Origin of the sequence: Rubinisphaera italica (assembly GCF_007859715.1) — a bacterium.
Lineage (GTDB): Bacteria > Planctomycetota > Planctomycetia > Planctomycetales > Planctomycetaceae > Rubinisphaera > Rubinisphaera italica.
On sequence record NZ_SJPG01000001.1, the window covers coordinates 1,330,502 to 1,354,621 of the forward strand.

A 24,120-nucleotide genomic window follows, 5' to 3' on the forward strand; every position below is an offset into this window, starting at 1 on the left:
GAGAATGCAGTATTAATTGGAAGCTAATTAGTTCAATTCAAAGTTTTCTTTCCTTCTCCTTGGGGAGAAGGTGGCCGAAGGCCGGATGAGGGGATTTCTTCGATGTCCATGAGACAATTCGGGATCTTATCCCCTCACCCTAACCCTCTCCTCAGGGAGAGGGGACTTGTTGTTTGTTTTGATTTAGTCAAGCGTTTTGCAGCACCTTGTTGAATTCCTGCAAGGGAATTGTGCGATCAAACTGAGTCGCGATTTCCGGGGAATGTGTGACCAGCAACAATGAGACATTGTGTTCTCTGCAAATCTCGCCAATCAATTTGAGGATCGTTTCCTGATTGGCAGGATCGACACTGGCGGTTGGTTCGTCGGCCAGCAAAAGACTGGGACGATTGGCCAGCGAGCGGGCAATGGCGACCCGTTGTTGTTCACCGACAGAAAGTTGAGCCGGTTTGTGTGTCAGACGATGTCCCAAACCAACGCTTTCGAGCAATTGCTTCGCATGAGCACGATCGGCTTTGCCGCGGGCGAAACTCATGCCGAGCAAAACATTTTCAAAAGCGGTGAAGGCAGGCAGAAGATTGAATGTCTGGAAGACAAAGCCAATTCGCTCTGCACGGAATCGATCCCGACCCGCTTCCGGAAGTCGAGTGATTTCGATGTCATCAATGAGAACCTCACCGGAATCCGGTTTTGTGATACCGGAGATCACATTGAGCAGAGTCGTCTTTCCGCCGCCACTCGAACCGACCAAGGCGGCTTGTTCGCCTGTTTCAAGTTTGAAGTGAGGGATATCGAGCACAGGCAAATCGTGCCCGTTCGGTTCCCGATAATTTTTGCGGACGTTTTTGAGTTCGAGAGACATGTGTATTTTGTTTCAGTGTTTTATGAATGAGTTTACATTCCGGGTGGCGGGCGCTCAGCATTTTGGGTAGCCCTCGATAGTTCCCCGATTCGGGGGCTTCTCTTCGAGACGCCCCCGCCACCCAGGTGGTTGAGTGATCATATCGAATTATGAGCAGTTATCGAATGTTACGAGCGAATCCGTTCTTGTGTTGGAGAGTCTTGCCTCTATAACAGGAAGAAAACAGAGAATCAAAAATTAGTGCTTCAAAGGCTGTTTAAGTGAGCGATTCAGAGAAAGATTTCCCCGTTATTATCTGGTTTCGTCAGGATATGCGCCTGGTTGATCACCCTGCATTACTGGAAGCCAGTAAGCTGAGGCGACCCCTCATTTTGCTGTACATTCTGCCTGAACGGGAAACGGATTGGTTTCTTGGAGGGGCGACCTGCTGGTGGTTGCATCGGTCTTTGCAGGTTTTAAGCGATCACCTGAAAGCCGAATTCAACCAAAAGCTGATACTCCGTCAGGGAGATGCACTGACTGTTCTTAAGGATGTGATTCAACAGACAGAAGCTTCTGCTGTTTTCTGGAATCGCATTTATGAACCTCATGAGCAGGCGACAGATGAGCAGATTATTACGGAATTGTCGGATGAAGCCGTTGTCTGCGAGTTATTCCCGGCCAGTTTGCTCGTCGATCCGACTGATATTTACACACAAAGCGATAACCCCTACCAGGTTTTCACGCCTTTCTGGATAGCCTGTCTCAAAAAGCTCGAATTCGCCAAACCATTGCCGAAACCTAAGAAACTGACTGTGCCCAAAAAGTTCCCTCAAAGTCTGGCTCTAAAGGATTTGAAGTTGAATCCGACGATCGACTGGGCAGGGGGGCTGGAAGAAATGTGGTCTCCGGGGACTGAGGGAGCGCTGAAAAACCTCGATAAATTTCTGACAGAACTCGTCGAGGATTATCAGGAAGAGCGAAATCTCCCGAGCCATTATGGAACGTCGCGGTTGTCTCCGCATTTGCATTTTGGGGAAATCACACCTCGCCAAGTTTATTGGGAAACGCAGGATGTGATCGCGAAGTTCAGGGATCAAAATAAAAGCGACGCGGTAAAAAACGCGGACATCTATCTCAGTGAAATCGGCTGGCGGGAGTTCAGCTATTACGTGCTTTATCACTTTCCCCACACCGTGAGCGAACCCTTGCAGGAGAAATTTCAGGATTTTAGCTGGAAAAGCAGCAAAAAGTGGCTGAAAGCGTGGCAGAAAGGTCAGACTGGGTATCCCATCGTCGATGCGGGCATGCGGGAACTATGGCTGACCGGTTGGATGCACAATCGTGTTCGGATGATCGTCGCTTCATTTCTGACTAAAGATCTGCAGATCCATTGGCGAGAGGGAGCGGACTGGTTTATGGATACGCTTGTCGATGCCGATTTGGCCAGCAACACCTTCGGCTGGCAATGGGCTTCCGGCTGCGGAGCGGATGCTGCTCCCTATTTCAGAGTGTTCAACCCGACCACGCAGTCCGAAAAGTTTGATAAACAGGGGGATTATCTGCGAAAATGGTGCCCGGAACTGGCCGATTTGCCAAATAAATGGATTCACAAGCCTGCTGAAGCTCCCGAGCAAGTTTTGCAGCAGGCTGGGGTGGAATTGGGGAAGGATTATCCAAAGCCCATCGTCAATCATGCAGAACAACGGGATCTTGCCCTCGAAAAATGGGAAAAAATCAAATAAATATGGCCGAGCAAAGCCTGCAATGGTTCGTGTATTTTGTGTTCTGGATATGTGCCACGGCTCTGTGAATTTCTTAGTTTTTGACATTTTAAGTTGATATCTCAGGAATACTAAGAACGAATTGGCAGATTTCCGGTCAAGTCAGGTCATTGGCGAGTTGAGAATCGAAGTTCTGCTGGTTAGACTGAGCCTGATTGACCACTTGCGTGTCCTGCTGGACGTGGCTTTTCTTATGTGGTCCAAGACTGACGACAGCCCCGATGCGTTTGGTGGCTCAGGTTCTGTTGAGGACAGATCAGTCAATGTTGTTCCGTTATGGTTGTTGAGAACTTTTTATGAAACATGTTTTATCGGCTCTGGTTATGAATCAGCCTGGTGTGCTGGCACATATTTCTGGAATGTTGGCCTCCCGTGCTTTCAATATCGAAAGTCTTGCTGTCGGCGAGACAGACATTCCCGAATTTTCACGAATGACATTCGTCGTCAGTGGCGACGATCGTGTCCTGGATCAGGTCCGAAAACAGCTTGAAAAAATTGTCACTGTGGTGCAGGTGATTGATTTCTCGAACAAAGATTTCGTCGAACGCGATTTGATGCTCATTAAAGTTCGCACCGAAGGGACCTCGATGACTCAGGTCAAAGAGATGGTCGATATTTTCCGTGCGAAAATTGTCGATGTTCGTCCGCATCAGGTGATGATTGAAATCTCAGGTCCCGAGCAGAAAATTGCGGCTTTTGTCGATGTAATGCGGCCTTTCGGGATCATCGAATTGGTTCGCACCGGGCGAATTGCTCTGACGCGGGAAAATATCGAAAAGCCAGTACTCTATGATTTGCAACCGATGAGTGCTCCCGTCAAATAGTCGGAAACGAAGCGTTTTTGGGAATCCCTGCATTTCCGAAGACATTTCTTCATAAATGTGGAAAGCCTCGATTGATCGCGGACTTTCTTTCTGATCAGTCATTTCGACAATAATGTCGTACTCTATTGAAATGTGAAAGCTCTGAAACGATGTCAATTAAAGTTTATTACGATGCCGATGCCGATCTCTCTTTACTCAAAGATAAGACCATCGCCATTCTCGGATACGGTAGCCAGGGACATGCACAAGCTCAAAACCTGCGAGATAGCGGTTGCAATGTGGTGATTGGTCAGCGTAAAGGCAGCCCGAACTACGATCTGGCTGTAGAACATGGTTTCGAGCCAATGCCAGCCGACGAAGCGACCGATGCCGGCGATCTGATCAACATTCTGCTGCCCGATGAAGTTCAGGGCGATGTCTTCCGTGCTCAAATTAAAGATCGCCTCAAACCGGGCAATCTGCTGATGTGCTCACACGGCTTCAACATCCACTTCGGGCAAATCACTCCCCCAGAAGGTGTCGATACAGCTCTGGTTGCTCCCAAAGGCCCGGGACATCTGGTACGAAGCGAGTACGTTAAAGGTGGCGGAGTCCCTTCTTTGATCGCCATGGGTGACGGTGCTTCTGAAGAATCACGCAGCCTGGCTCTGGCTTATGCCAAGGGAATCGGCGGAACACGCGGCGGTGTGATTGAAACATCGTTTGCTGAAGAAACCGAAACCGATCTGTTCGGCGAGCAGGTTGTACTGTGTGGTGGTGTTTCTGCTCTGGTTAAAGCTGGTTTTGAAACACTCGTTGAAGCGGGGTATCAGCCTGAGATGGCCTACTTCGAATGTATGCACGAGTTGAAGTTGATCGTCGACCTGTTCTATCAGGGCGGACTCAACTACATGCGTTATAGCGTTTCCAACACAGCCGAGTTCGGCGATTACACTCGCGGGCCTCGCATTGTGACTGAAGAAACCAAGAAGGAAATGAAACGCGTTTTGACCGAAATTCAGAACGGTCAGTTCGCCAAGGAATGGATTCTGGAAAACAAAGCCAATCAGGCAGCCTTCAAAGCGGTTCGCCGTCAGGAACGAACTCACGAAATCGAAAAAGTCGGTCGTGAACTTCGCAGCATGATGAGCTGGATCGATTCCAAGGAAGTTTAAGCCGATTTCGTCGTGCATAGACAATTGAATCTTAAAACCGCCACCAAATACTGGTGGCGGTTTTTTTATGCGTCGATCCAGCCTTCACGAATTGCCAGTCGCGATAAATAAACGCGATCATGCAGCATCAGGCGTTGCATAATTCGATATTTGTGGCTGTCAACGGCTTTCACCGTAAGGCCCATCTCCTCGGCTACTTTTTTGACAGTCTTCCCTTCGGCCAGATGCAAAAAGACTTCCAGCTGAAGTGCAGTTAGCTTTGAGGCGACGTAATCCTCAGTCAGTTGAGGTTTTCCATTGGACAAATCGAGCATTAGTCGGGCTTTCGTACTCCAGAACTGTTTAATGCGACCTGTTAAAAGTTGAGAAATGATCGAGCCGATTTCCTCGACATTTCCATCCAGTGTGATCCAGCCGGTTGCTCCCAATTGAATCGCCCAACTCAGCCAGGCTGGTTTAATGTCTTGTGTTAAAAATGCATACGGAATTTCTAATTCCGTGAGTTGTTTGGCACGTTCGAATGTTGCGTGACGATCATGAACGGGATCAAGAATCGCAATGATTCTACAACCAGAACTGGCAAGTTGGATTTCGGCATCGAGGGAACCAGAATGAGTGGTTGTTTCAATTCCATCAGCCGTTAAACATTGGCTCAGTGCGTCCCCCAGAAATGGAGAAAGTTCTGAAAGCATCACTCTGTATGCCGGCGTTTGAGGCTGTGAATTGTAAGGAACTGAAGGAGAAGAAGTAGTCAATCTGATATGAGGCTTTGTGTAGATCATAGGTGGATTCAATTTTGAAATGCACGGGTTTTGGGTTCGAACAGTTCGTGTGGTGATTTGAATTGGTACTTTTTGCGAGGCCGGTTGTTCAACTCCATCACAGCCGCTTGAATATCCTCGGCTTTCAGTTTACGGAAATCGCTCCCCTTCAGGAAGTATTGCCGCAGAAGCCCGTTGGTGTTCTCATTCTGGCCGCGTTGCCACGGCTGGCGAGCCGGAGCAAAATAGATCGCACAATGCAGGGCTTGCTCCAACTCTCGATGACCCGAAAACTCACTCCCGTTGTCCGTCGTCAAAGTTCGAATCAATGACGATGGCAACCCCTCAAACGCAAACACCGAAGCCGCGTTCAACGTCGATGCTTTCTTGTCCGGCAGATAGCTCGCCACAAGATAGCCGGTCTTGCGTTCGACATGCGTGACAATGTAGCCGGTCCCCTTTTGACCCTCGATGGTATCCGATTCCCAGTGCCCGATCCGCGAACGATTGCGTGCAGAAACCGGTCGCTGATCCATTGGCTTTTTGGTCGGGTCGCATCGTCTGGAGATCCCTGTGCCGTAGCGTTTGCGGCGTTTCTTTCTCGATTGACGCAGCTGCCTGTAGATGTTGCCGCCCTGCTTTTTGTTTGCTTTGATCCAGGCGTAAATCGTCTCAATGGATATTCGCATTCTGGCCTCCCGAGGATGCAGTCGCAAGAGTTGACCTGCAATCTGTTCCGGCGACCACTTGAGAGACAACTTATCGAGCAGGAATTCTTTGAGCGGAGCGTGGTTGAGTTTCCAGGGGAGTTTGCAGAGTTGTCGACGCCGTCGCGCTTTGCGGTCGGCTTTCCCGGCGAAATACTTCCCGGTCGCATCCGAATTCCGCCGCAGTTCTCGGGAGATCGTGCTGGGGTCTCGGGATAACTCGCGCGCAATTTCTATTCGAGAGTGTCCCAGGGCGTGCATGTGCGCTATGGAATCACGTTCCTCAGCAGTAAGATGCGTGTGTGACATTCGTGATTTCTTCTTAGTAGGATTGATGGTCGTTTGGTCAAAACAAACCATCTCACGAATGTCACTCTTTTTCCATCAACCCGTGCATTTCAAAATTGAATCCACCATATTTGCGTCCGAAAATAGCTGAAAATTTAAGCATAATTCAATTGTATAGACTCCTTTAACATCGACCTGTAAGCCTTTTGGGCTGTGTCGTAAGCCCGCCAAATTCAATTCGAAAGCAGATTACAGCAGCAAAAGGGCAATGAAGTCAGCGATTGACGCGAAAATGTTAGAATGCCGGTATGAACAAGCGTTCGATCAGATGGACTTACCATTGAAATTTTTCAACTCACATATTGAGCTGGAACGGTCCACCTGTACTCTGTCGAGCTTTAAATCTCGCCCTCAAACTGCAATTCCGCAGACAGTTTCCCGTTATTCGATGCTGAATTTACACGACTTTTAACGATCGACGGACTACTAAACCCTGTTCCAAATAGAAACCGGATTTCCATATCAATTATGCAGACCACCCATTTGGGTGATTGGGCGTTTCAATCTTTCTCATTCCTGTGAATTAATAAAGTTAAGAACCGTTATCAACCTATATCTTAGGTTTTCACATGGAACAGATGGCTAGGGCGTGCTAATTTTCGAGGTGACATTCTCGATCAATTGAGCGGCTTGCATATCGATCGAAATCTCGGAATGCTTCCGAAACTGGTCGCGGGTATCTGCGGCTGTTTTGACTTCGCGGTCGATACGAACTTTCCACTGCACGGTGCCAAAGGGAATGTCATCTGCCACCCAAACCTGAGAGGTGTTGGTGGTACGGGATTGCGGATCTTCGATAGCTGATTGGCACTCAAGTTTCTGGGCATCGTATTGTCCAGCCGTGACGGAAACCGATTCTGTGCCAGCCACGGTCAATTTTTCATTCAGGAAGACCTGTGAGAGAACTGGGAATATCTGCAGCACAGGGTGCTTGAATTCCTCAACTTCTCCTTCTCCAATTTTCTGGAAACCCTTCACAACAGGCACGAAAGCATTTGGAACTTTAGCTTGAAAGAACTCAAGTCCATTGATGGCGGATTCCGGGACAAGCACTTTATAAATGCGGGTTCCACCTGGTCCGGACTCCAGATTTCCATCAACCTGCTGGCCAGTCACAACTTCATATTCCAGCCAGACACACGCGGCATTCTCTCCCTGATAATCGGCCATCTCACGTGCAAGACAGCGAATTTCCATCGTGCGACGCCATTCCAGAGATAAATCTCCCTGCGTACTTTGGGGACGGTAAGTGACCTGTCGATAATCGCCTGTGTATTTAACACCCGTGCCGGAGTCTGGAAGATTCCAGACCAGTCCCTGAGCCGATGCCAGAGTTGATGTTGTCAGAACACAGATGACACACAGCCACAGGCTGCGGGCAGGTACACATTTCAAAATGGAAGTCAACATCCACTATTCCTCATGAACATCAGGGAAACGACGAGTGGCAGCAGTGCCGAAGTCGCGACATTGCCAGATTCAAGGCTATACTGTCGTCCGCAGGCATAGAAAATGCAATCCCGACCTTTGTGGGAAGCGCATTTGTCTGCAAATCCATTGGTACGATTGATAGGAACGACATATTGTGTTGTGATCTGATCAGAAAATGGCATCAACAGAGTCCGTTGTGATGTCTTTTTGTAACAGATGTATCGGTTTTATTGATCACTCAAATGAAACGCTCGCCACATTCTTAAGAGACCTATTCATAAAGCAAACGATCTCAAATGCCTGATTTGACCCAAATTCTGGAACGCCGCGAGCATGCTCTCAAAATCTGGCGTGCAGGAGTCGCCGAAATTGATTCCCGACATTTAGTCGCCAAAAATGTTGTTCTGAAAAACGATGAACTCATTCTCATGGGACAGAAATTCCCTTTAGATCAGTTTCAGAAATTGATCGTAGTCGGTGGTGGAAAAGCGGGTCAGGGGATGGTCGATGGTCTTGAAGACCAGCTCGGATCCGAATTTCTGCGAGAGCGAGTCCAGGGTTGGGTAAATGTCCCGGAAGATTGTGTTGATGAGGAACGAAATGATACTTCCACATCGATTCACATTCATGCCGCCCGCCCGGCTGGTGTGAATGAACCGAGACTGGCAGGAGTCGAAGGAACACAAAAAATATTAGAACTTGTTGCAAATGCAGACGCCAACGATCTCGTCGTGGTTCTGCTTTCCGGTGGCGGGAGCGCCTTATTGCCAGCCCCTGTTGATGCGATTTCACTGGAAGATAAGTTGTTTGTCACTCGGAAATTGAGCAGACACGGCGCCACCATTGAAGAACTGAATCTGGTTCGCAGGCATCTCTCGAAAATTAAAGGGGGAGGATTGTCCAAAGCCTGCAACGCAGGGACGATGATTACGATGATCATTTCCGATGTCATCGGCGACCCTCTCGAAACAATTGCTTCAGGCCCAACAGTCACTTCTGAACATAATCCCGGTCAAGCCCTTTCGATTCTGCAAAAGTATCTGGCCTCAGAATTCCCGGAGTCGATTCGCCTCTATCTTTCTGACACAAAGAACTCCAGTCACAATGAGCAAGTCTCCGTTCATGTCATCAATAAGATTGTGGGAAGCAACGCGATTGCTTTGAATGCTTCTGAACAAAGAGCAATAAATCTTGGATACGATGTTATCAATGCAGGAGCTTTCAACGAAGGAGAGGCTCAGTTATTTGCTCAGCAAATCATTCGGCAAGCTCTCGAAGAGTCTGGGAAAATCTCAAAACCGGTTTGCCTGCTCTACGGAGGAGAAACAACGGTCTCCCTGAAAGGGGTCAGTAATCCTGGCAAGGGGGGAAGAAATCAGGAAGTCGCCTTGGCTGTGATTCACGAATTGAAAAAGCATCCAGAACTGGTTAACCGTTTCGTGTTGATTGCCGGTGGAACCGATGGCGAAGATGGCCCAACCGATGCCGCAGGTGGCTTTGCTGATTTGACCGTTATTCACGAAGCAGATCGATTGAATCTCCCGCCTTCAGATTTTCTTGCCAGACACGACGCTTACCATTTTCTGGATGCATGCAATGCATTACTGAAAACCGGCCCGACGCACACTAATGTGATGGATATCACCATTGCAATGGTGTGGCCTGTATGAGCCGGTATCAGATTTAAATCTTAATTCTTCATTGGAACTGAGCAAAATAATTACTCGAAAAGTTCCTTGATCGGCTTCAATTTCCCTCTTCTACAAACGGAACATCCTCTTCGAGGTATCTCCAGTTTTTCAGGAAAGAAATCAGCTCGACCATCTGCTCTTTAGAGATGTTTTTTTCAAATTGCTGAGGCATAAAAGACACGCCATCCGAGGCGAACTCATCAATTTCTTCCCGCTGCAATGAAATGGTGGTTCCTTTTGCCTGCTTGAGTGTAATCGTATAAGGTGTTTCCTCGGCAAGGATGCCAGTTGCAATTTTTCCTTCGGCTGTTACTGCGGTATAGCTGAAATAGTTATTGTCGATGGCGCGGTTCGGATCGAGAATCGAGGTGAGCAATTCATCACTGCGTTTTGTACGCGTGTCGCTGATGTCTGGTCCTACGCGGACTCCATCTGCACCGATTTGATGGCAGATCGCACAATGCTGCTTGAAGTGTTCACGACCTCTAATTGCTGCCGGGCGATCCAGTTTTTGCTGATCCAGATTCGCCTTATATGCCGCCAAGACTGCATCGCGATTCGATTCTTTTTGTGACGATTTCAATTTGTTATATAAAGCAGAAACGGCCTGATCCCGTGAACGGGCAATTCGAGTCTGCTGATCCCCGGCCAGTTCGCGGAATTTGAGTTTCCCCTGATCGATCGATTCCAGCAGAGTTAATGTCCGTGGTGTTGATTTCAAGCAGAATTCAATCAACTCTCGACGCATAGCCGGGGTTTCACTGCGGATTAAAGTCACCAGATTTTGCGTCTGTTCGGGTGTGATTTCATGATCCCCTCCCGCTAGCGAATTCAGAGCCGCAATTCTCAAATCGACGGGTAAGGTCGGTTCAACGATTAACTCATCGAGTAGCACTCTGATAGAACCGCCTGGTAAATATTCCATCAAAGAGATGACTTGCACTTTTTCCTGGAGAGGGTATTTACGGGGTTGAACGACTTGATTTTCATTCTTGCCGAAAGGCAACTTCAATTCCTCTGTCAATGAGGCGATTTGCTGCTTTGCCAGCATGTGTTCCGGCTTGTTCATAAACATTGCGATGGCATTGGACAATTTCACTCCTCGAGATTTCAGTCCGGCTCCTAGTCCTGAAAGCACAGGTTTGATTTCTGATGATGAACGTGGAGGAGTTTGCTGAAACAGTGTGGAAAGCACGTCCTCGACTTGCTCAGCATCGTTAATGCGGCCGATTAATTCCGCAATCTGCTGAGTCAATTCCGATTTTTGAGTGATTGAGATTTTAGATTCAAGAACCGAATTCAAAAGTTCATCCAGTTGTTCTGAATCGAATAGAAGAAGAGTGGCCAGTATTGACCAGGAATCGGAATTATGATTCACAACCGAATCCACAACGGAATTCATTGTTTCGGGAGAGTCCTCCGAAAAATTCTGCAGGGCCAGCAGTGCTTCAAAGCGAACTGGGCCGTGTTCGTTTTTCAGGCACTCAAGAACATTTGAAAACAAATTCTCACTGTTGGTCGGAATCTCTTTAATCATTCTCAATGTCTGTGCAACGACACGTGGGTCCTTGTGCTTTAATCCGGAAAGCAGATGTTCTTCTTTCAACTTCTGAAAATAACTCTGCAGTCGAATTGCTACGAGGAATGTTTTACCTGAAGATTGCTCAGTTAGCCATTTTTCTGTGGATTCAAGGATCGACTCATCCTGCTCCTGGATAACGATTCGAAAAGCGGTGTCCCGTTTCCATTCCCTATTGCAGGACAACCATTTCAATAGTGTTACTGCTGTATTCTTAGAATCCTCTAAAATGACTTGGGAGAGCTCGGGATCTTCTAAAAATACCGGGTCTTCGTCTTTAATTTTCCAGATGCGACCGCGATCATTTCCCAAAGTCAGATCGGGACGTTTTTTCAATTCGTCCGGCATGAACTGGGGGTGCTCTATGACCGCACGATACATGTCGGCTACATACAATGATCCATCAGGGCCGATCTTTAGATTGACGGGACGAAACCATTCATCACTACTAGCTAGGAACTCTTTTTCCTGATGAGGTTCTACTGCAGCAAATGTGGAACCAGAATACTTTATCTGATCGCGATGGATGAGATTGGCTGTAGGATCGCAGGCGTAAATGAAGAAATTATTTAAGCCGGGGTCGGGGTCTCTCTTGAAAGGAAGACCTATTGTTATGTTTTGAATATTAAGTTGAGGAGATTGAGAACTGAGAACTCCACAGGCGGCTGTGAATTGTCCCTGATGTAAATTGGAGGTTGTCCAGTTGCCGGTCAGAGCGGAGAGTTTGGAATCGACACCGGAGGGAGAGACATCATGCACCAGACTATTGATGACTGCTCGCGGTTGTCGCTCGAGTTGATCGTAGGAAAGCATGACCTGCATACATGGGTTACGGTTTGAGCAGATCATTCGATGTCCCCATTGGTCAAATGACATTCCAAACTGACCATTTCCCGCGATCGATTCACACTTTCCAGTCTGTGGATCAAAACGAAAATCTTTACCTCGTAATTCAATCGGCTCTGTCAGTTGAGGCCAGTCTGCTCGGACAGACGTGATTGAGCCGCCACGGAGTCCATTGGCGACATAGATGAAACCATCAGGTCCCAATGTCGGATGATTGGCTCGCAATTGAGGGTTCTGCTCTGCAAAACCTTCCAGCCAGGTTTCTCGCTCATCAAATTTGTCATCGCCATTCGTGTCTTTGAAGTACTCCACTTTTCCGGAGAGCGTTACGATGACACCACCTTTCCAGGGTAGTATTCCTGTGGCAAATAGCAAATTGTCCGCAAAGGTGACAGCGGTTTCGTAATAGCCATCGCCATCCGTATCTCGCAATATTTTGATGCGGCTCTTCCCGGGCTCTCCTTCTGCAGGGCCGTTGGGATAATCCCGCATTTCAACAACCCAGAGTCGACCGGTTTCGTCAAAAGCCATTGCAACAGGATCGATGACTTCGGGTTCGCTGGCGACGAGTGAAATTTGATAGCCGTTACGCAATTCAAAGGATTGTTTCGCATCCTCAGTTGAAAGAGGTCCGGCTTGGAGATTTCGATCTGTGAAAAGTCCAATGGATATGATCGTGATCGCTAGTAGCGTCAATCGTTGCATGTCGGGCATCCTCTGGAAAAGCAAAGTGCGGATGAGGTTGGGGAGGGAGCGCAGCTAAGAATAGACTCTAACGGAAAAAGAAATGGATACTCAAGGCAAGTACCCATTTCTATCTCATTTCAGTTGGCAGGTGGTGGAGGCGGAGGGGTTGGTGCTGAGAATTGTGGGATCTCATTAATCGGAGACCAGGCAGGCATTCCCTGAGTCCAGGCATAGGCATTGGCGGGAACCTGACCAGCAGCCAGTCCCTGCATGATTTGTTGTGCTGTATAGGGGCCTTCGCTGGAACCATTGCTGGAAACATGCCAGACACCTCCACCAGGTGGAGGCGGTGGAGCAGACATACCGCCAGCTTGCCCTTGGAAACCTGGGGCGTTGACCATTTGATTCGCCATCGCAAAGCCCATTCCCAATCCCATTCCTTCAGCCGCTCCTCCGCCGGAAGGATTGTCGGCTGCAGCGAGCATCGCTTTGCCCATCTGGAATTGTTGATAGCGTCCCATATCGCCAATCACACCCATGCTGGACCGAGTGTCGATTGCCTTTTCGACTTCTTCAGGCAGAGAGATATTCACAATAAACAATTGGGGAATATCGAGGCCATATTCATCATCGATTCTCTCGGCCACATGAGCACGCAACTGCTCGGAAAGGTCTCGGTACTTGCCAGCCAGATCGAGGGCGGCAATGTTCGATTCCCCAAGGATGTCGGCCAGAGAAGTCGAAATCATTGACCGCATCAGTTCTGTTACTTCATCGGTTTGAAAATCTCCATCAGTCCCGACGAGTTCTTTAAGCAGGGCGCGAGGTTCAGTCGCCTTTAACACATAAGTTCCAAAAGCACGCAGACGGATCGGCCCGAAGTCGGCATCCCGCATCATGATGGGATTTGGTGTCCCCCATTTTAAATCGGTAATTTGACGAGTGCTGACGAAATAGACTTCCGATTTGAACGGACTGTCGAATCCATATTTCCAACCTTGAAGCGTCGAGAGAATCGGCAGGTTGTCTGTTGTTAATTTATAATGTCCCGGTTCAAAGACATCGGCCAGTTCACCACGATGGACGAAGACGGCCATCTGTCCGGGGCGGACAATCAACTGAGCTCCGTGCTTAATCTGATTGTTGTAGCGAGGAAATCGCCAGACGATTGTATGCCGAGAGTCATCGATCCACTCGATGATATCGATCAGTTCGGCTCGGAGTTTATCAAAAAATCCCATGGTCAATTGTCCTTATTAATCTCATGCAGTCGTTAAATAACGCTAATAAAACTGTCGTTCTCCCTCTGGGAGAGGGAGAACGACGTTGTCATTGATAATAACGTCGAAGTACCCCATCATCTCGCCTTTGGCCATTCTCCCTAAGGAGAAAGTAAAAAGACCGCTCCCCTAAGAGAAGGGAAGAAGACCGTTCTTCTTTGAAAGGTGGTTTTCTAAATCGCCTCGCACGAGTATGATACCTTGAACAGGTCGCGTCGTCATCAAATTTCGACGTGACAACTCTCGGGAAATAAAAAACGTATTCTGATGGATAATAGAGAATGAAAGTCATCCTGGCCAATCCCCGTGGTTTTTGTGCAGGCGTGAATATGGCGATTCTGTGTCTCGAAGAGACTGTTCGCATGTTTGGCGCCAATGTGTACGTGTTTCACGAGATTGTACACAATAAGCATGTTGTTGATCGATTCACGAAAGAAGGGGTCACATTCGTTGATCGTATTGAAGAAGTGCCTGAAAATTCCATTTTGCTCTTCAGTGCGCATGGCGTTTCTCCAGAAATTCGACAACTGGCTCGCAAACGCAATCTGCAGACGATTGATGCGACCTGCCCTCTGGTAACGAAAGTTCATCTCGAAGCGATCAAATATTCTAAAAATGGTTACAACATTATTCTGATTGGGCATGAAGGTCATGATGAAGTGATCGGAACGATGGGCGAAGCTCCCGAGAGCATTACACTGGTCGAAACGGCTGAAGATGTCGCACGTCTGAGTTTTGCAGACGATGCCAAAATTGCTTATTTGACACAAACAACTCTTTCAGTGCAGGAGGCCAGTGTCGTCATTGCCGCTCTGAAGGAAAAATTTCCGCAGATCGAATCTCCTCCTAAAGAAGATATCTGTTATGCGACAACGAATCGTCAGGAAGCCGTCTCGAAATTGACAGATGAAGCGGATCTGGTACTCGTGCTTGGGAGTCAGAATAGTTCAAACAGTAAACGTCTGCAGGAAATCGCCGAGGGCATGGGGCGACCTTCCTATCTGATCGATGGAGCTCATGAAATTAAGCCGGAGTGGTTTGAATCCGAGGAAATTAAAACGGTACTCATTACCGCCGGTGCCAGCGCTCCTGAAGTTGTTGTGCAGGAATGTCTGAATTATCTGGAAGAGACTCTTGGTGCAGAAATTGATGAGCGAACCATTCGTCAGGAAAGTGTGACATTTCCATTACCCAAAGATTTGCGACGGTTGCAAGTCAATTCCTGATAGAAGTATACAATAATATTAATTGAGTGGCTGGGGGCGAATCGCAGCGGAGCCCCCAGATTCTCCGATAAGATTGGGAGTAGGTTGGGTTAGCGGAACGCGTAACCCAACACCTCGGAACTCAATTCCTAAACCGCATTCCATTTGAAAAATGGAGAAATTGGTAATAGCAGTACGTCAATATGAATGACTAATAACTTTAAACATGTTTTGAAATTGAACCGCAGATGGACGCAGATAAACGCAGATATTTTGCATCCGCGTTTATCTGCGTCCATCTGCGGTTCCTAATGATCAGAGAAGTATGATGAAAAAAGTGTGTGTTATACACGCCTTGCAGGTCAATTCTGTGGTCTGCTTATCAGAAATGGAAATCCGGTTTCCATTTGGAGCAGGGTTTTAAATTGATATCCAAGTTATTGTTGGGTTACGCTTTGCTAACCCAACCTACAGGTGGATGGATTATAGAATCGAACGATCAAGCCAGCGGAGCCAGAATGTCGGAAACTGCAGAGGATCATCGACTGGCGTGTGTCGCTTTGAATCTGGTGAATGGTGTCGGCCCGCGATTGCAAACGACATTGCTGGAACGCTTTCCCAATCCTTACGACATATTCAAAGCTCCGGCTTCGCAGTTGATGTCCGTCCCCGGAGTCGGGAAGAAATTGCTTTCGACTCTGGATGCCAATAATCATCGAGATATGGCTCGTCGTGAATTAGAGGATTGTGACCGCGAAGAGATTTCTGTCATTACCAATCGAGATGTCAGCTACCCACCATTATTGAAACAGATCTGCGATCCTCCTTTGGTGCTCTATTGTCGAGGCAGAATTCTGGCTTCGGATCAGCTGGCGGTCGCGATTGTTGGTTCGCGAAATTGCACACTGTATGGTCGACGGATGGCGGAACAATTCGCCAGTGGACTGGCTCGGGCCGGCGTGACAATTATCAGCGGATTGGCTCGCGGAATTGATGCCGTCGCTCATCGAGCCGCTTTGCAGGCCGGAGGAAGAACAATCGCTGTCTGTGCCAGCGGTCTACTAAAAATGTATCCGCCCGAACATTCCAATCTGGCATTGGAGATCGCACAGAGTGGAGCCGTGATTTCGGAATCCCCCTTGCTTCGTCAACCAACGCGAGGCCTTTTTCCTCAACGGAATCGTATCGTCTCGGGAATGAGTTTGGGAGTGATTGTCATCGAGGCCTCGACGACGAGCGGAACTCTACATACCGCTCGTCATGCGATGGAGCAGGGGCGGGAAGTGTTTGCTGTTCCCGGACCGCTCGATAGCCGGGAGAGTGCCGGGTGTCATCAATTGATTCGCGATGGCGTTCAACTGGTGCGGGGAGTCGATGATGTGCTCCAGGAACTGGGACCCTTGATGGAGCCAGTCCAGGTTCAAAAGCCCGAACAGAAGTCAACTCAGGTTGATCGAGTACTAGATTCCAATGAGAAGCCAAGGGATCCGCCGCCGATTCGGGTTCCGCGCGAACTCAACCTGAGTGATCAGCAATCGATGATTCTGAATCTCATTGAAACCACACCAATCCTCGTCGATGAAATCATCGAACGCTCCGGCATTGAGCCTTCGCGTGTACTTTCCACTCTGACGATTTTGCAAATGAAAAAACTGATCGATCGCCATCCGGGAAATGTAGTGACACGATCAAAGCATGTTTAGAAGACGAAAGACGAAAGACGAAAGGTTGAAGGTTGAAGGTTGAAGGTTGAAGGTTGAAGGTTGAAGGTTGAAGCGACTGGACCCAGAACCCAAGTCCCTGGACCAATAAAAAAACGACAGTCTGAATACAGACTGCCGTTGCATGTTTTGGCTCAAATTCAATTTAGAACTGTTGCATTTCGAACTGTGTGGCTCGGTAAGCAGACAAATGCTTGGCTCCGGTGCCAAGAGCTTGCTGGAAGTGAGGAATGGCAGCTTCACGTCCAGTCAGGTTGGACAAGCGTAGTCCGATGAAGTAGTGTCCTTCACACTTCTGAGCGGTGGCAGCCACGGGGTCTTCGGGATTGACTTTGGCGAGCAAGGCTTCGCTTTCGACTTTTCCCATCAGGTACAGTGTGACCAGATCGATCCAGTCCCGTTCTTGTTCCGGCTTAGCGAGGGTTCCAGCGAATCGATTATTGGCTTCCTGAGCTTGACCGGAAAGAACAAGTGAGGCGTAGATCCACGGATCGAGGAATCGCAGTTTGCCGTTGATGTTAATTGCCTGATCAAAATGCTTGAAGGCGACATCGTATTGCTTGAGGAAGAAGTAGGCAAAACCGAGATCGGCATGAGCCATGGGGTTTTTCGGGAAGAGTTCAATTGCTTTGCTGTAATCGGCAATCGCACCCTGAGAATTTCCCTGACGCATTTCTGCATTGGCGCGCAACGCATAGATGGAAGGATTTTCTGGCTGTAGTGCAATTGCCTGGTCAAAACTTTTCTGAGCTTCAGCTGGTCGATCTGATTCCATCAACATGTAACCCAGGTTGATATGAGCCACAAAGAACTTAGGCTCAACTTCAATGGTTTTGCGGAAGTCAGCAATCGCCTGGTCTTTCTGATCGATTTCCTTGTAGAACATTCCGCGGTTGTTGTATCCAATAGGATGTTCTGGGAAAGCGGCGATGAACTGGTTGAATGCCCCCAATGCTTCCTGATTCTTACCAGACATTGCATAGGCGTCGGCCATCGCAGTCAACGAAGGCATGTGTTTAGGCTCAATTTTGAGTGCTTCTTTGAAATCGGCGACTCCACGATCGATGGTTTCGTCCAACTGCAACTTAGCCAAACCTCGTTGATAGAGAATGCTGGCTCTATTGTTTGGTGGCATCTGAAGTTTATCCAGAATCTGAGTTGCAACATTAATCGAAGTTTCCGCATGCTCGGGACGTTCTTCGAGCAACGAAAGATTCGTCATGCCATACAGGTAAGGCATATAATATTCTGGTTTCTGAGATTGTGACGCTTCTATCGCAGCGCGAGCATCGGCGACACCATCGCGAACCATCGCGGCATTGCCGGTTTGAAGTCCCATTTCAACACGTGAACTAGCACGGATGAACAGAGCAGAGTCTTGTTTCGGTGAAGATTTCAGAACTTCATTAGCCAGATTCATCGCCTGATCGTACTGACGGGAATCGTAAGCCGCCTGAGCACTTGCCAGTGTGGTGGTTTGTTCCTGAGACAGGCTGACCGGTTGAGCGGAAACGCCTTGGGCGTAAACAGTTGGAGCGAGAATTAATACCGAAAACGCCGAAAGCAGTCCGGATTTCCGCAGGATTGACTTGAAACCTAGAATTTTCACGAGTTTTCCTTCCATGGAATTTAAAGTTCAATCGGCTGAGTGAAATCGGCCGTTTTTTATTTTTTGCTAACAGATTCTTCCCTGAAGCACGAGATTTATTGATATCTATGGTGCTGTTGAGTTTATATCGTCAATATGTTGATAAGGTCTGGAAATTGCGTCAATGTCAGATTTTAGAAAAATCGGCACAATGGGGTCTTTCCCCGCAGTTTGTTTTTTCGATATATTCCAAACAGTCGTAACAAATTCACAGACCTGTTTCTGCAACAAGATTTGCCAGCTTTGAGTTCATCTTCCTCCCCACTGCGAATTCTGTATGTCATCCCCACGCTTGATCAGTCAGGTGCGGAGAAACAGCTTCAATTACTGGCATCCGGGTTGTCTGGAAGTAATTTTGAAATTCACGTGGTCGCTCTTAACCGCGGCGGTTATTACGAAAAGCATCTCAGAGACGATGGTATACAAGTTGACATCCTCAAAAAGCGGTTTCGTATCGATCCCGTGACTCATTTTCGACTGAAGAAAATCATCAGGGAATTTCAACCAGATATTGTGCATAGCTGGTTATTTGCTGCGAATTCGCATGTCCGCCTGCTTCATAATCGAAAATCTCACTGGAAATGCGTTGTTTCGGAACGCTGTGTCGATTCCTGGAAGGCGGGCTGGCAGCTTCAGCTGGACCGACGACTCATTCGCTCGACGGACGCAATGGTGGTGAATTCGGCAAGCGTTGCGGAGTTCTATCAGCAGCAGGGAGTACCGGAATCTTTAATTAAAATCATCAATAACGGGATCGAAATTCCAGATAAAAGCTCCACTGATGAATCCAGCGAAGCTCGAAAAGTCTGGCGTAAGCAGCACGGATTGCCGGAAGATGCCTACATCGTCTTATCCATTGGTCGCCTCGCGCGACAAAAGCGGCTCGATAGTTTACTCTGGGCAACGCACATGTTCAGTTTGTCGGAAAAGAACGTGCATACCGTATTCGTAGGAGATGGACCTGAGCGGGAGCGAATGTCTGAATTGATTGAAAAATATGAAATCAAAGGCTGGGCTCACTTTCTGGGACATCAAAACGAAACTGGTGAATTGTTCCGAAATGCCGATGCATTTTGGCTCGGCAGCGATTTTGAAGGGCAATCGAACAGTTTAATGGAGGCGATGGCCTGGGGCTTGCCGGTTGTCGTTTCCGATATCCCTCCCAACCGAGAACTGGTGACCGATCAGGAGAACGGCATCATTGTTCCCGCCGGAGATAGTGCTGCCTTCGCTAAAGCGATTCGTCAATTCAAGAGTGATCCCGAACTAGCGAAAAATCTTGGTGATGATGCCCGCAAGTCCATGCAGGATAATTTCTCTGTCTCGCAGATGATTGAAGAGCATAAGCAGTTATACGAAATCCTGACCTTACAATAATAGGCCGCGTAAGACATACGGAATGTAAAGGCAAACAATGTGCGGAATCTGTGGAGCGATCTGGTCGAACGAGTCCCGTTCGATCAGTGAAGAACATCTGTTACAGATGACCGACACGCTCTCACATCGTGGCCCCGATGCCCGTGGCTTGCACTGGGAACAGAATTCCAATTTGGGAGTCGGGCTGGGACATCGCAGGCTTTCGATCATCGATCTAGCCACCGGTCAGCAGCCCATGTGGAATGAAGATCATTCCGTTTGTGTTGTATTCAACGGTGAAATTTATAATTACCGGGAACTGCAGAAAGAACTGAGAACGAAAGGCCATCAATTTCGGACCGACAGCGATACGGAAGTGCTCGTTCATCTCTACGAAGACTATGGTCGAGAGATGGTGCATCATCTTCGAGGCATGTTCGCCTTTGCGATTTGGGATCGAAACCACTCATCGTTATTGCTGGCACGAGATCGTTTTGGGCAAAAGCCACTCATCTATCGGCAAGATGAAAATCGACTGCTGTTTGCCAGCGAGATGAAAGCGATTTTGCAAATACCGGGGATCCCGCGTGAAGTCGATCCCGTCGCACTCGATCTGTTCTTGACTTGGCAATATGTACCTGCTCCCTGGTCGATGCTCAAGGGTTTTCAGAAAATACTGCCCGGGCATACGGCTGTCTGGCAGGAAAATCGACTTGATATCCAGCAATATTGGACACCAACTTCCATTCGGGGTTCCGATTCTGCCAATGAGCAAACACGTCGCGATACTCGCAATTTGAGTTATGCTCAGACACAGGAAAAGCTCAAAGAGACACTCACGGAAGCGGTCCGGTTGCGACTTCGCAGTGACGTGCCCCTTGGAGCTTTTCTTTCAGGCGGGATCGATTCCACGTTAATCACGGGCTTGATGCAGCGGGAGTTGGATCGGCCAGTCGAGACATTTTCAATCGGCTTTGATATCGCCCATTTCGATGAACGCTCCTTTGCCCGGATGGCTGCGAAATCACTTGGCACAAATCATCACGAAAAAATTGTCTCTCCATCAGCGGTCGATTCATTACCGGAGCTTGTCTGGCATTATGAAGAACCTTATGCCGACAGCTCGGCAATTCCAACAATGGCCCTGTGTGAGTTCACACGGGAAGCCGTCAAAGTTGCATTAACGGGAGATGGCGGAGATGAACTGTTTATCGGATATGATCGCTATCGGGCAGCCGGATTAGGGGATCGGATCGATCGCTTGCCTGGGCCTTTGCGATCAATTCTAAAGTCGTCACTTTGGCAAAAGATGCCTGCTTCGCTCAAGCAGAAGAGCTTCTCTCGACGACTGAAACGCTTCCTGACGACAGCTGGTCTTTCTCCTGAGCAGCGATATATGACATGGATCAGTTATTTCGATGCGGCTCGAAGAAAGGATATCTACTCCAGTGGATTCCGTGAAAAGCTGACCGGGTTTCAGTCAGAAGACTGGATGTCTGATTTATATGAGTTAACAGCCCAAAACGATTTTGTCTCCCGAACGGCAGCAGTTGACCAGATTTCCTATTTGCCGAACGATATCCTGACCAAAGTCGATATCGCCAGCATGGCTTACGGACTAGAATGCCGGAGCCCGTTTCTGGATCATCAGGTTGCTGATCTGGCGACGTCTATGCCACTTAATTACAAGTTGAAGGGTCGCTATGGCAAGCAGATTCTCCGGGATACATTTGCCGATCTGATTCCCGAGCCGATTCTGCAACGCTCAAAAATGGGATTCGGCGTTCCTGTCGATCACTGGTTCCGTAACGAACTCAAACCGCTACTGCATGATGTGCTTTTGAGCGAACGGGCGATGAGCCGTGGTTATTTTGAACCTGCGAAAATTCAGAGGCTTGTCGAAGAACATACCACTGGTTTGTGCGATCACAGCAAACATCTCTGGGCGATGCTGGTTCTTGAAGTCTGGTGTCGGATGTTTATCGATGCTTCAGAAGTTTCGACGAAACGGCCGTTGAGTGATGGAGTGTTTTGACAGGCGGCGGGGGCACGTCCACTTCATCCCAAGGAGGACCTTAGGAACGAGATGAATTACAAGCACGAAGCGCAAGCGAGTGTGTTTGACATTCAACTCACTCACTCGCTTGCGCTTCGTGCTTGTAAGGGCTTACACAGAATTCATTTTTTGCTTGAAGAGTTTCACGCCGCGGAATGTGTATTCAATTCCACTGTAAATCGTGATCGCAATCGTCAGCCAGAGGATGACGTCTCGAATAATCAGAAAGAGCGTAACACTTGCTAATTGTGGCATCAGGCTGACCAGGCAGAATGGAATCGCAATCGATTGCAGAACCATCTTCATTTTGCCAATCCATGCAGCTGAAAAGTCGATCCCCTGTTGTTCAAAGAAGCCGCGCAGGCTGGTGATGTAAAGTTCGCGGACAATGATTGCTAACGTCATCCAGGGAGTGATCCCACTGCCCGCTACGCTTTGCAGAAAGATAAAGGATCCGCAAATGATGACTTTATCGACCAGCGGATCGAGAATCCGTCCGAATATCGTGACGAGGTTATATTTTCGAGCGAGATAACCATCGACGGCATCGGTAGCCACGGCGACAACAAAAACGATGGTTGCAGTCAGCCACCAGTCAGTGAGTGTAATGATGGCAAACAGCACAAAAGACAGAATGAGCCGGGACATCGAAATGATGTTCGGAGAATTCAGGATCTTCTCTGAATTCTGCGGTTGGTGAGATACTTCTGGAGTGGGGGATGAATTGCTGATGACTAAACCTCGTCGTCTTCTTCATCGGAAGCGACTACACCAACCAGATCGTAATCCTGAGTCCCTATGATTTCGACCGGCACGAATTCTCCGATTTGCAGTCCTTCGCCCTGAACGTAAACCGTTCCATCAATTTCCGGGGTGTCTGCATAAGTACGTCCTTGCCACAAGCCTGGCTCGACTTCTTCATCGATCAGCACATCGAGTTCATACCCGACAAGTGATTCGCCAAAGTCGAAGGCGATCTGCTGCTGGTCGGCCATCAAGGTTTCAACGCGCTGTTGCTTGATCTCTTCCGGCAAATGTCCATCCAGTTTCACTGCTGGTGTTCCCGGCTCGATCGAATAGGGGAAGACGCCCATTCGCTGGAAGCGGGTGTTCTTGACGAATTCTCGCAGTTCTTCAAATTGCTCATCGGTTTCGCCCGGGAAGCCGACGACAAATGTGGTGCGTAGGACGAGATTGGGAATTCGTGTTCGCAGTTTTTCAACCAGTTCGATCGTGCGATCTCGGTCGACACGCCGTTGCATCCTCTTGAGCACTTTGCTGTTAATGTGTTGGAGCGGCATATCCAGATACGGAATAATCTTGCTCGATGTCGCAATCTTATCGATCAGGGCATCTGTGAAATTCACAGGATAAAGATACATCAGCCGAATCCATTGAATTCCCTCGACCTGCTCCAGTTCATTCAGCAAGTCTACGAGTCGCACTTCGCCGTAAAGGTCCATGCCATAGTATGTGGTGTCCTGAGCGACCAGGATTAATTCTTTGACCCCATCGGCGGCAAGTTCTCGAGCTTCTTCGATAATCGCTTCAATCGGTTTCGTGACGTGCTTACCACGCATCTTGGGAATCGAGCAGAAGGTGCAGGTTCGATTGCAACCTTCGGAAATTTTCAGATAAGCAAAATGAGCTGGCGTAATTCGGAGGCGAGCTCGATCATCCATCGCACGAATCGGAGCAGGGCGGAACAGGTCACGCTGTTCGTTGTGATGCCCCACCAGACGATCAGCCACTTTGCTGATTTCATCCCGTCCAAATACACCCACCACATGATCAATTTCCGGCAGCCGGTCACGCAGGTCGCCACCAATTCGTTCGGGTAGACAGCCGGCGACAATCACGCCTTTCGTCTTGCCCTGACGCTTAAGTTCGAGCATCTCTTCGATCACATCAAACGACTCTTTCCGCGAACTCTCGATGAATCCGCAGGTGTTGATGATGACAAAATCGCTCCCCTCGGGATTGGCTACCAGAGAGTATCCATCCACAGCCAGCGTCCCCAGCATTTTCTCACTGTCCACAAGATTTTTCGGGCAACCAAGCGAGACAAACGCATATTGTCCCTTGAATCCATCACTTTCAATTTCGGTGACAGGGGAAGTCTGTTCGGTGAGATCTAGAATTGGGAGTTGGGTCATATATCTATATTTCGGTGTAAAAAGGCCTGTTAAGCTTGTATTATA

Annotated in this window: 17 protein-coding genes; 8 read left to right on the plus strand and 9 right to left on the minus strand. The window is 48.4% G+C overall.

Annotation, left to right across the window (positions count from 1 at the left end):
• Positions 1–187: 187 nt before the first annotated feature.
• Positions 188–862 carry an ABC transporter ATP-binding protein gene (locus Pan54_RS05110; RefSeq protein WP_146502488.1) on the minus strand — a complete coding sequence of 225 codons (675 nt, stop codon included), beginning with the start codon at positions 860–862 and terminating at the stop codon, positions 188–190.
• Between the two features lie 260 nt (positions 863–1,122).
• Between Pan54_RS05110 and Pan54_RS05115 the strand changes: the two genes are divergently transcribed.
• From Pan54_RS05115 to ilvC, 3 genes are all read left to right on the plus strand, one after another.
• The gene (locus Pan54_RS05115) at positions 1,123–2,586 is read left to right on the plus strand and encodes a cryptochrome/photolyase family protein (protein WP_242631221.1); all 1,464 of its coding nucleotides are present in this window, start codon (positions 1,123–1,125) and stop codon (positions 2,584–2,586) included.
• Positions 2,587–2,921: 335 nt separating this feature from the next.
• Positions 2,922–3,449: an acetolactate synthase small subunit gene (gene ilvN, locus Pan54_RS05120; protein ID WP_146502489.1), complete on the plus strand. Its 528-nt coding sequence runs from the start codon at positions 2,922–2,924 to the stop codon at positions 3,447–3,449.
• Positions 3,450–3,598: 149 nt separating this feature from the next.
• Entirely contained in the window at positions 3,599–4,603 is a 1,005-nt protein-coding gene (gene ilvC / locus Pan54_RS05125; protein WP_146502490.1) for a ketol-acid reductoisomerase, read from the plus strand.
• 65 nt (positions 4,604–4,668) lie between these two features.
• Here ilvC and Pan54_RS05130 read toward each other — a convergent pair whose 3' ends face one another.
• The 3 genes from Pan54_RS05130 to Pan54_RS05140 all read right to left on the minus strand — a co-directional run bounded on the left by Pan54_RS05130 (position 4,669) and on the right by Pan54_RS05140 (position 7,829).
• Positions 4,669–5,295, minus strand: a complete 627-nt coding sequence (locus tag Pan54_RS05130) for a response regulator transcription factor (protein WP_242631222.1) — start codon at positions 5,293–5,295, stop codon at positions 4,669–4,671.
• Between the two features lie 98 nt (positions 5,296–5,393).
• On the minus strand, positions 5,394–6,380 hold the full coding sequence (locus Pan54_RS05135; protein ID WP_165441826.1) for an IS30 family transposase: 987 nt from the start codon (positions 6,378–6,380) through the stop codon (positions 5,394–5,396).
• A 621-nt stretch (positions 6,381–7,001) separates the two neighbouring features.
• Positions 7,002–7,829 (minus strand): DUF3108 domain-containing protein, encoded by an 828-nt coding sequence (locus Pan54_RS05140; protein WP_146502492.1) that lies wholly within the window; start codon positions 7,827–7,829, stop codon positions 7,002–7,004.
• A gap of 317 nt (positions 7,830–8,146) precedes the next feature.
• Here Pan54_RS05140 and Pan54_RS05145 point away from each other — a divergent pair, with 317 nt between their 5' ends.
• Positions 8,147–9,520, plus strand: coding sequence for a glycerate kinase type-2 family protein (locus Pan54_RS05145; protein ID WP_146502493.1), 1,374 nt, complete (start codon positions 8,147–8,149; stop codon positions 9,518–9,520).
• Positions 9,521–9,596: 76 nt separating this feature from the next.
• Here the strand turns inward: Pan54_RS05145 and Pan54_RS05150 are convergent, their stop codons facing one another.
• Both Pan54_RS05150 and Pan54_RS05155 read right to left on the minus strand, forming a co-directional pair.
• Entirely contained in the window at positions 9,597–12,671 is a 3,075-nt protein-coding gene (locus tag Pan54_RS05150; RefSeq protein ID WP_165441590.1) for a PVC-type heme-binding CxxCH protein, read from the minus strand.
• Between the two features lie 119 nt (positions 12,672–12,790).
• Complete coding sequence (locus tag Pan54_RS05155) at positions 12,791–13,894, minus strand: SPFH domain-containing protein (RefSeq protein WP_146502495.1); 1,104 nt, start codon at positions 13,892–13,894, stop codon at positions 12,791–12,793.
• Between the two features lie 320 nt (positions 13,895–14,214).
• Here Pan54_RS05155 and ispH point away from each other — a divergent pair, with 320 nt between their 5' ends.
• Positions 14,215–15,159 (plus strand): 4-hydroxy-3-methylbut-2-enyl diphosphate reductase, encoded by a 945-nt coding sequence (ispH, locus tag Pan54_RS05160; RefSeq protein WP_146502496.1) that lies wholly within the window; start codon positions 14,215–14,217, stop codon positions 15,157–15,159.
• Between the two features lie 497 nt (positions 15,160–15,656).
• Positions 15,657–16,841 carry a DNA-processing protein DprA gene (gene dprA, locus Pan54_RS05165; RefSeq protein WP_146502497.1) on the plus strand — a complete coding sequence of 395 codons (1,185 nt, stop codon included), beginning with the start codon at positions 15,657–15,659 and terminating at the stop codon, positions 16,839–16,841.
• 163 nt (positions 16,842–17,004) lie between these two features.
• Here the strand turns inward: dprA and Pan54_RS05170 are convergent, their stop codons facing one another.
• Positions 17,005–18,468 carry a tetratricopeptide repeat protein gene (locus Pan54_RS05170; RefSeq protein ID WP_165441591.1) on the minus strand — a complete coding sequence of 488 codons (1,464 nt, stop codon included), beginning with the start codon at positions 18,466–18,468 and terminating at the stop codon, positions 17,005–17,007.
• A 282-nt stretch (positions 18,469–18,750) separates the two neighbouring features.
• On the opposite strand from Pan54_RS05170, the gene Pan54_RS05175 reads away from it, so the two are divergent.
• Both Pan54_RS05175 and asnB read left to right on the plus strand, forming a co-directional pair.
• Positions 18,751–19,884: a glycosyltransferase gene (locus Pan54_RS05175; RefSeq protein ID WP_165441592.1), complete on the plus strand. Its 1,134-nt coding sequence runs from the start codon at positions 18,751–18,753 to the stop codon at positions 19,882–19,884.
• A gap of 37 nt (positions 19,885–19,921) precedes the next feature.
• Complete coding sequence (gene asnB, locus Pan54_RS05180; protein WP_146502500.1) at positions 19,922–21,898, plus strand: asparagine synthase (glutamine-hydrolyzing); 1,977 nt, start codon at positions 19,922–19,924, stop codon at positions 21,896–21,898.
• A gap of 132 nt (positions 21,899–22,030) precedes the next feature.
• Here asnB and pgsA read toward each other — a convergent pair whose 3' ends face one another.
• Both pgsA and rimO read right to left on the minus strand, forming a co-directional pair.
• Positions 22,031–22,651: a CDP-diacylglycerol--glycerol-3-phosphate 3-phosphatidyltransferase gene (pgsA, locus tag Pan54_RS05185; RefSeq protein ID WP_261343194.1), complete on the minus strand. Its 621-nt coding sequence runs from the start codon at positions 22,649–22,651 to the stop codon at positions 22,031–22,033.
• A 2-nt stretch (positions 22,652–22,653) separates the two neighbouring features.
• On the minus strand, positions 22,654–24,075 hold the full coding sequence (gene rimO, locus Pan54_RS05190; protein ID WP_146502502.1) for a 30S ribosomal protein S12 methylthiotransferase RimO: 1,422 nt from the start codon (positions 24,073–24,075) through the stop codon (positions 22,654–22,656).
• Positions 24,076–24,120 lie beyond the last annotated feature (45 nt).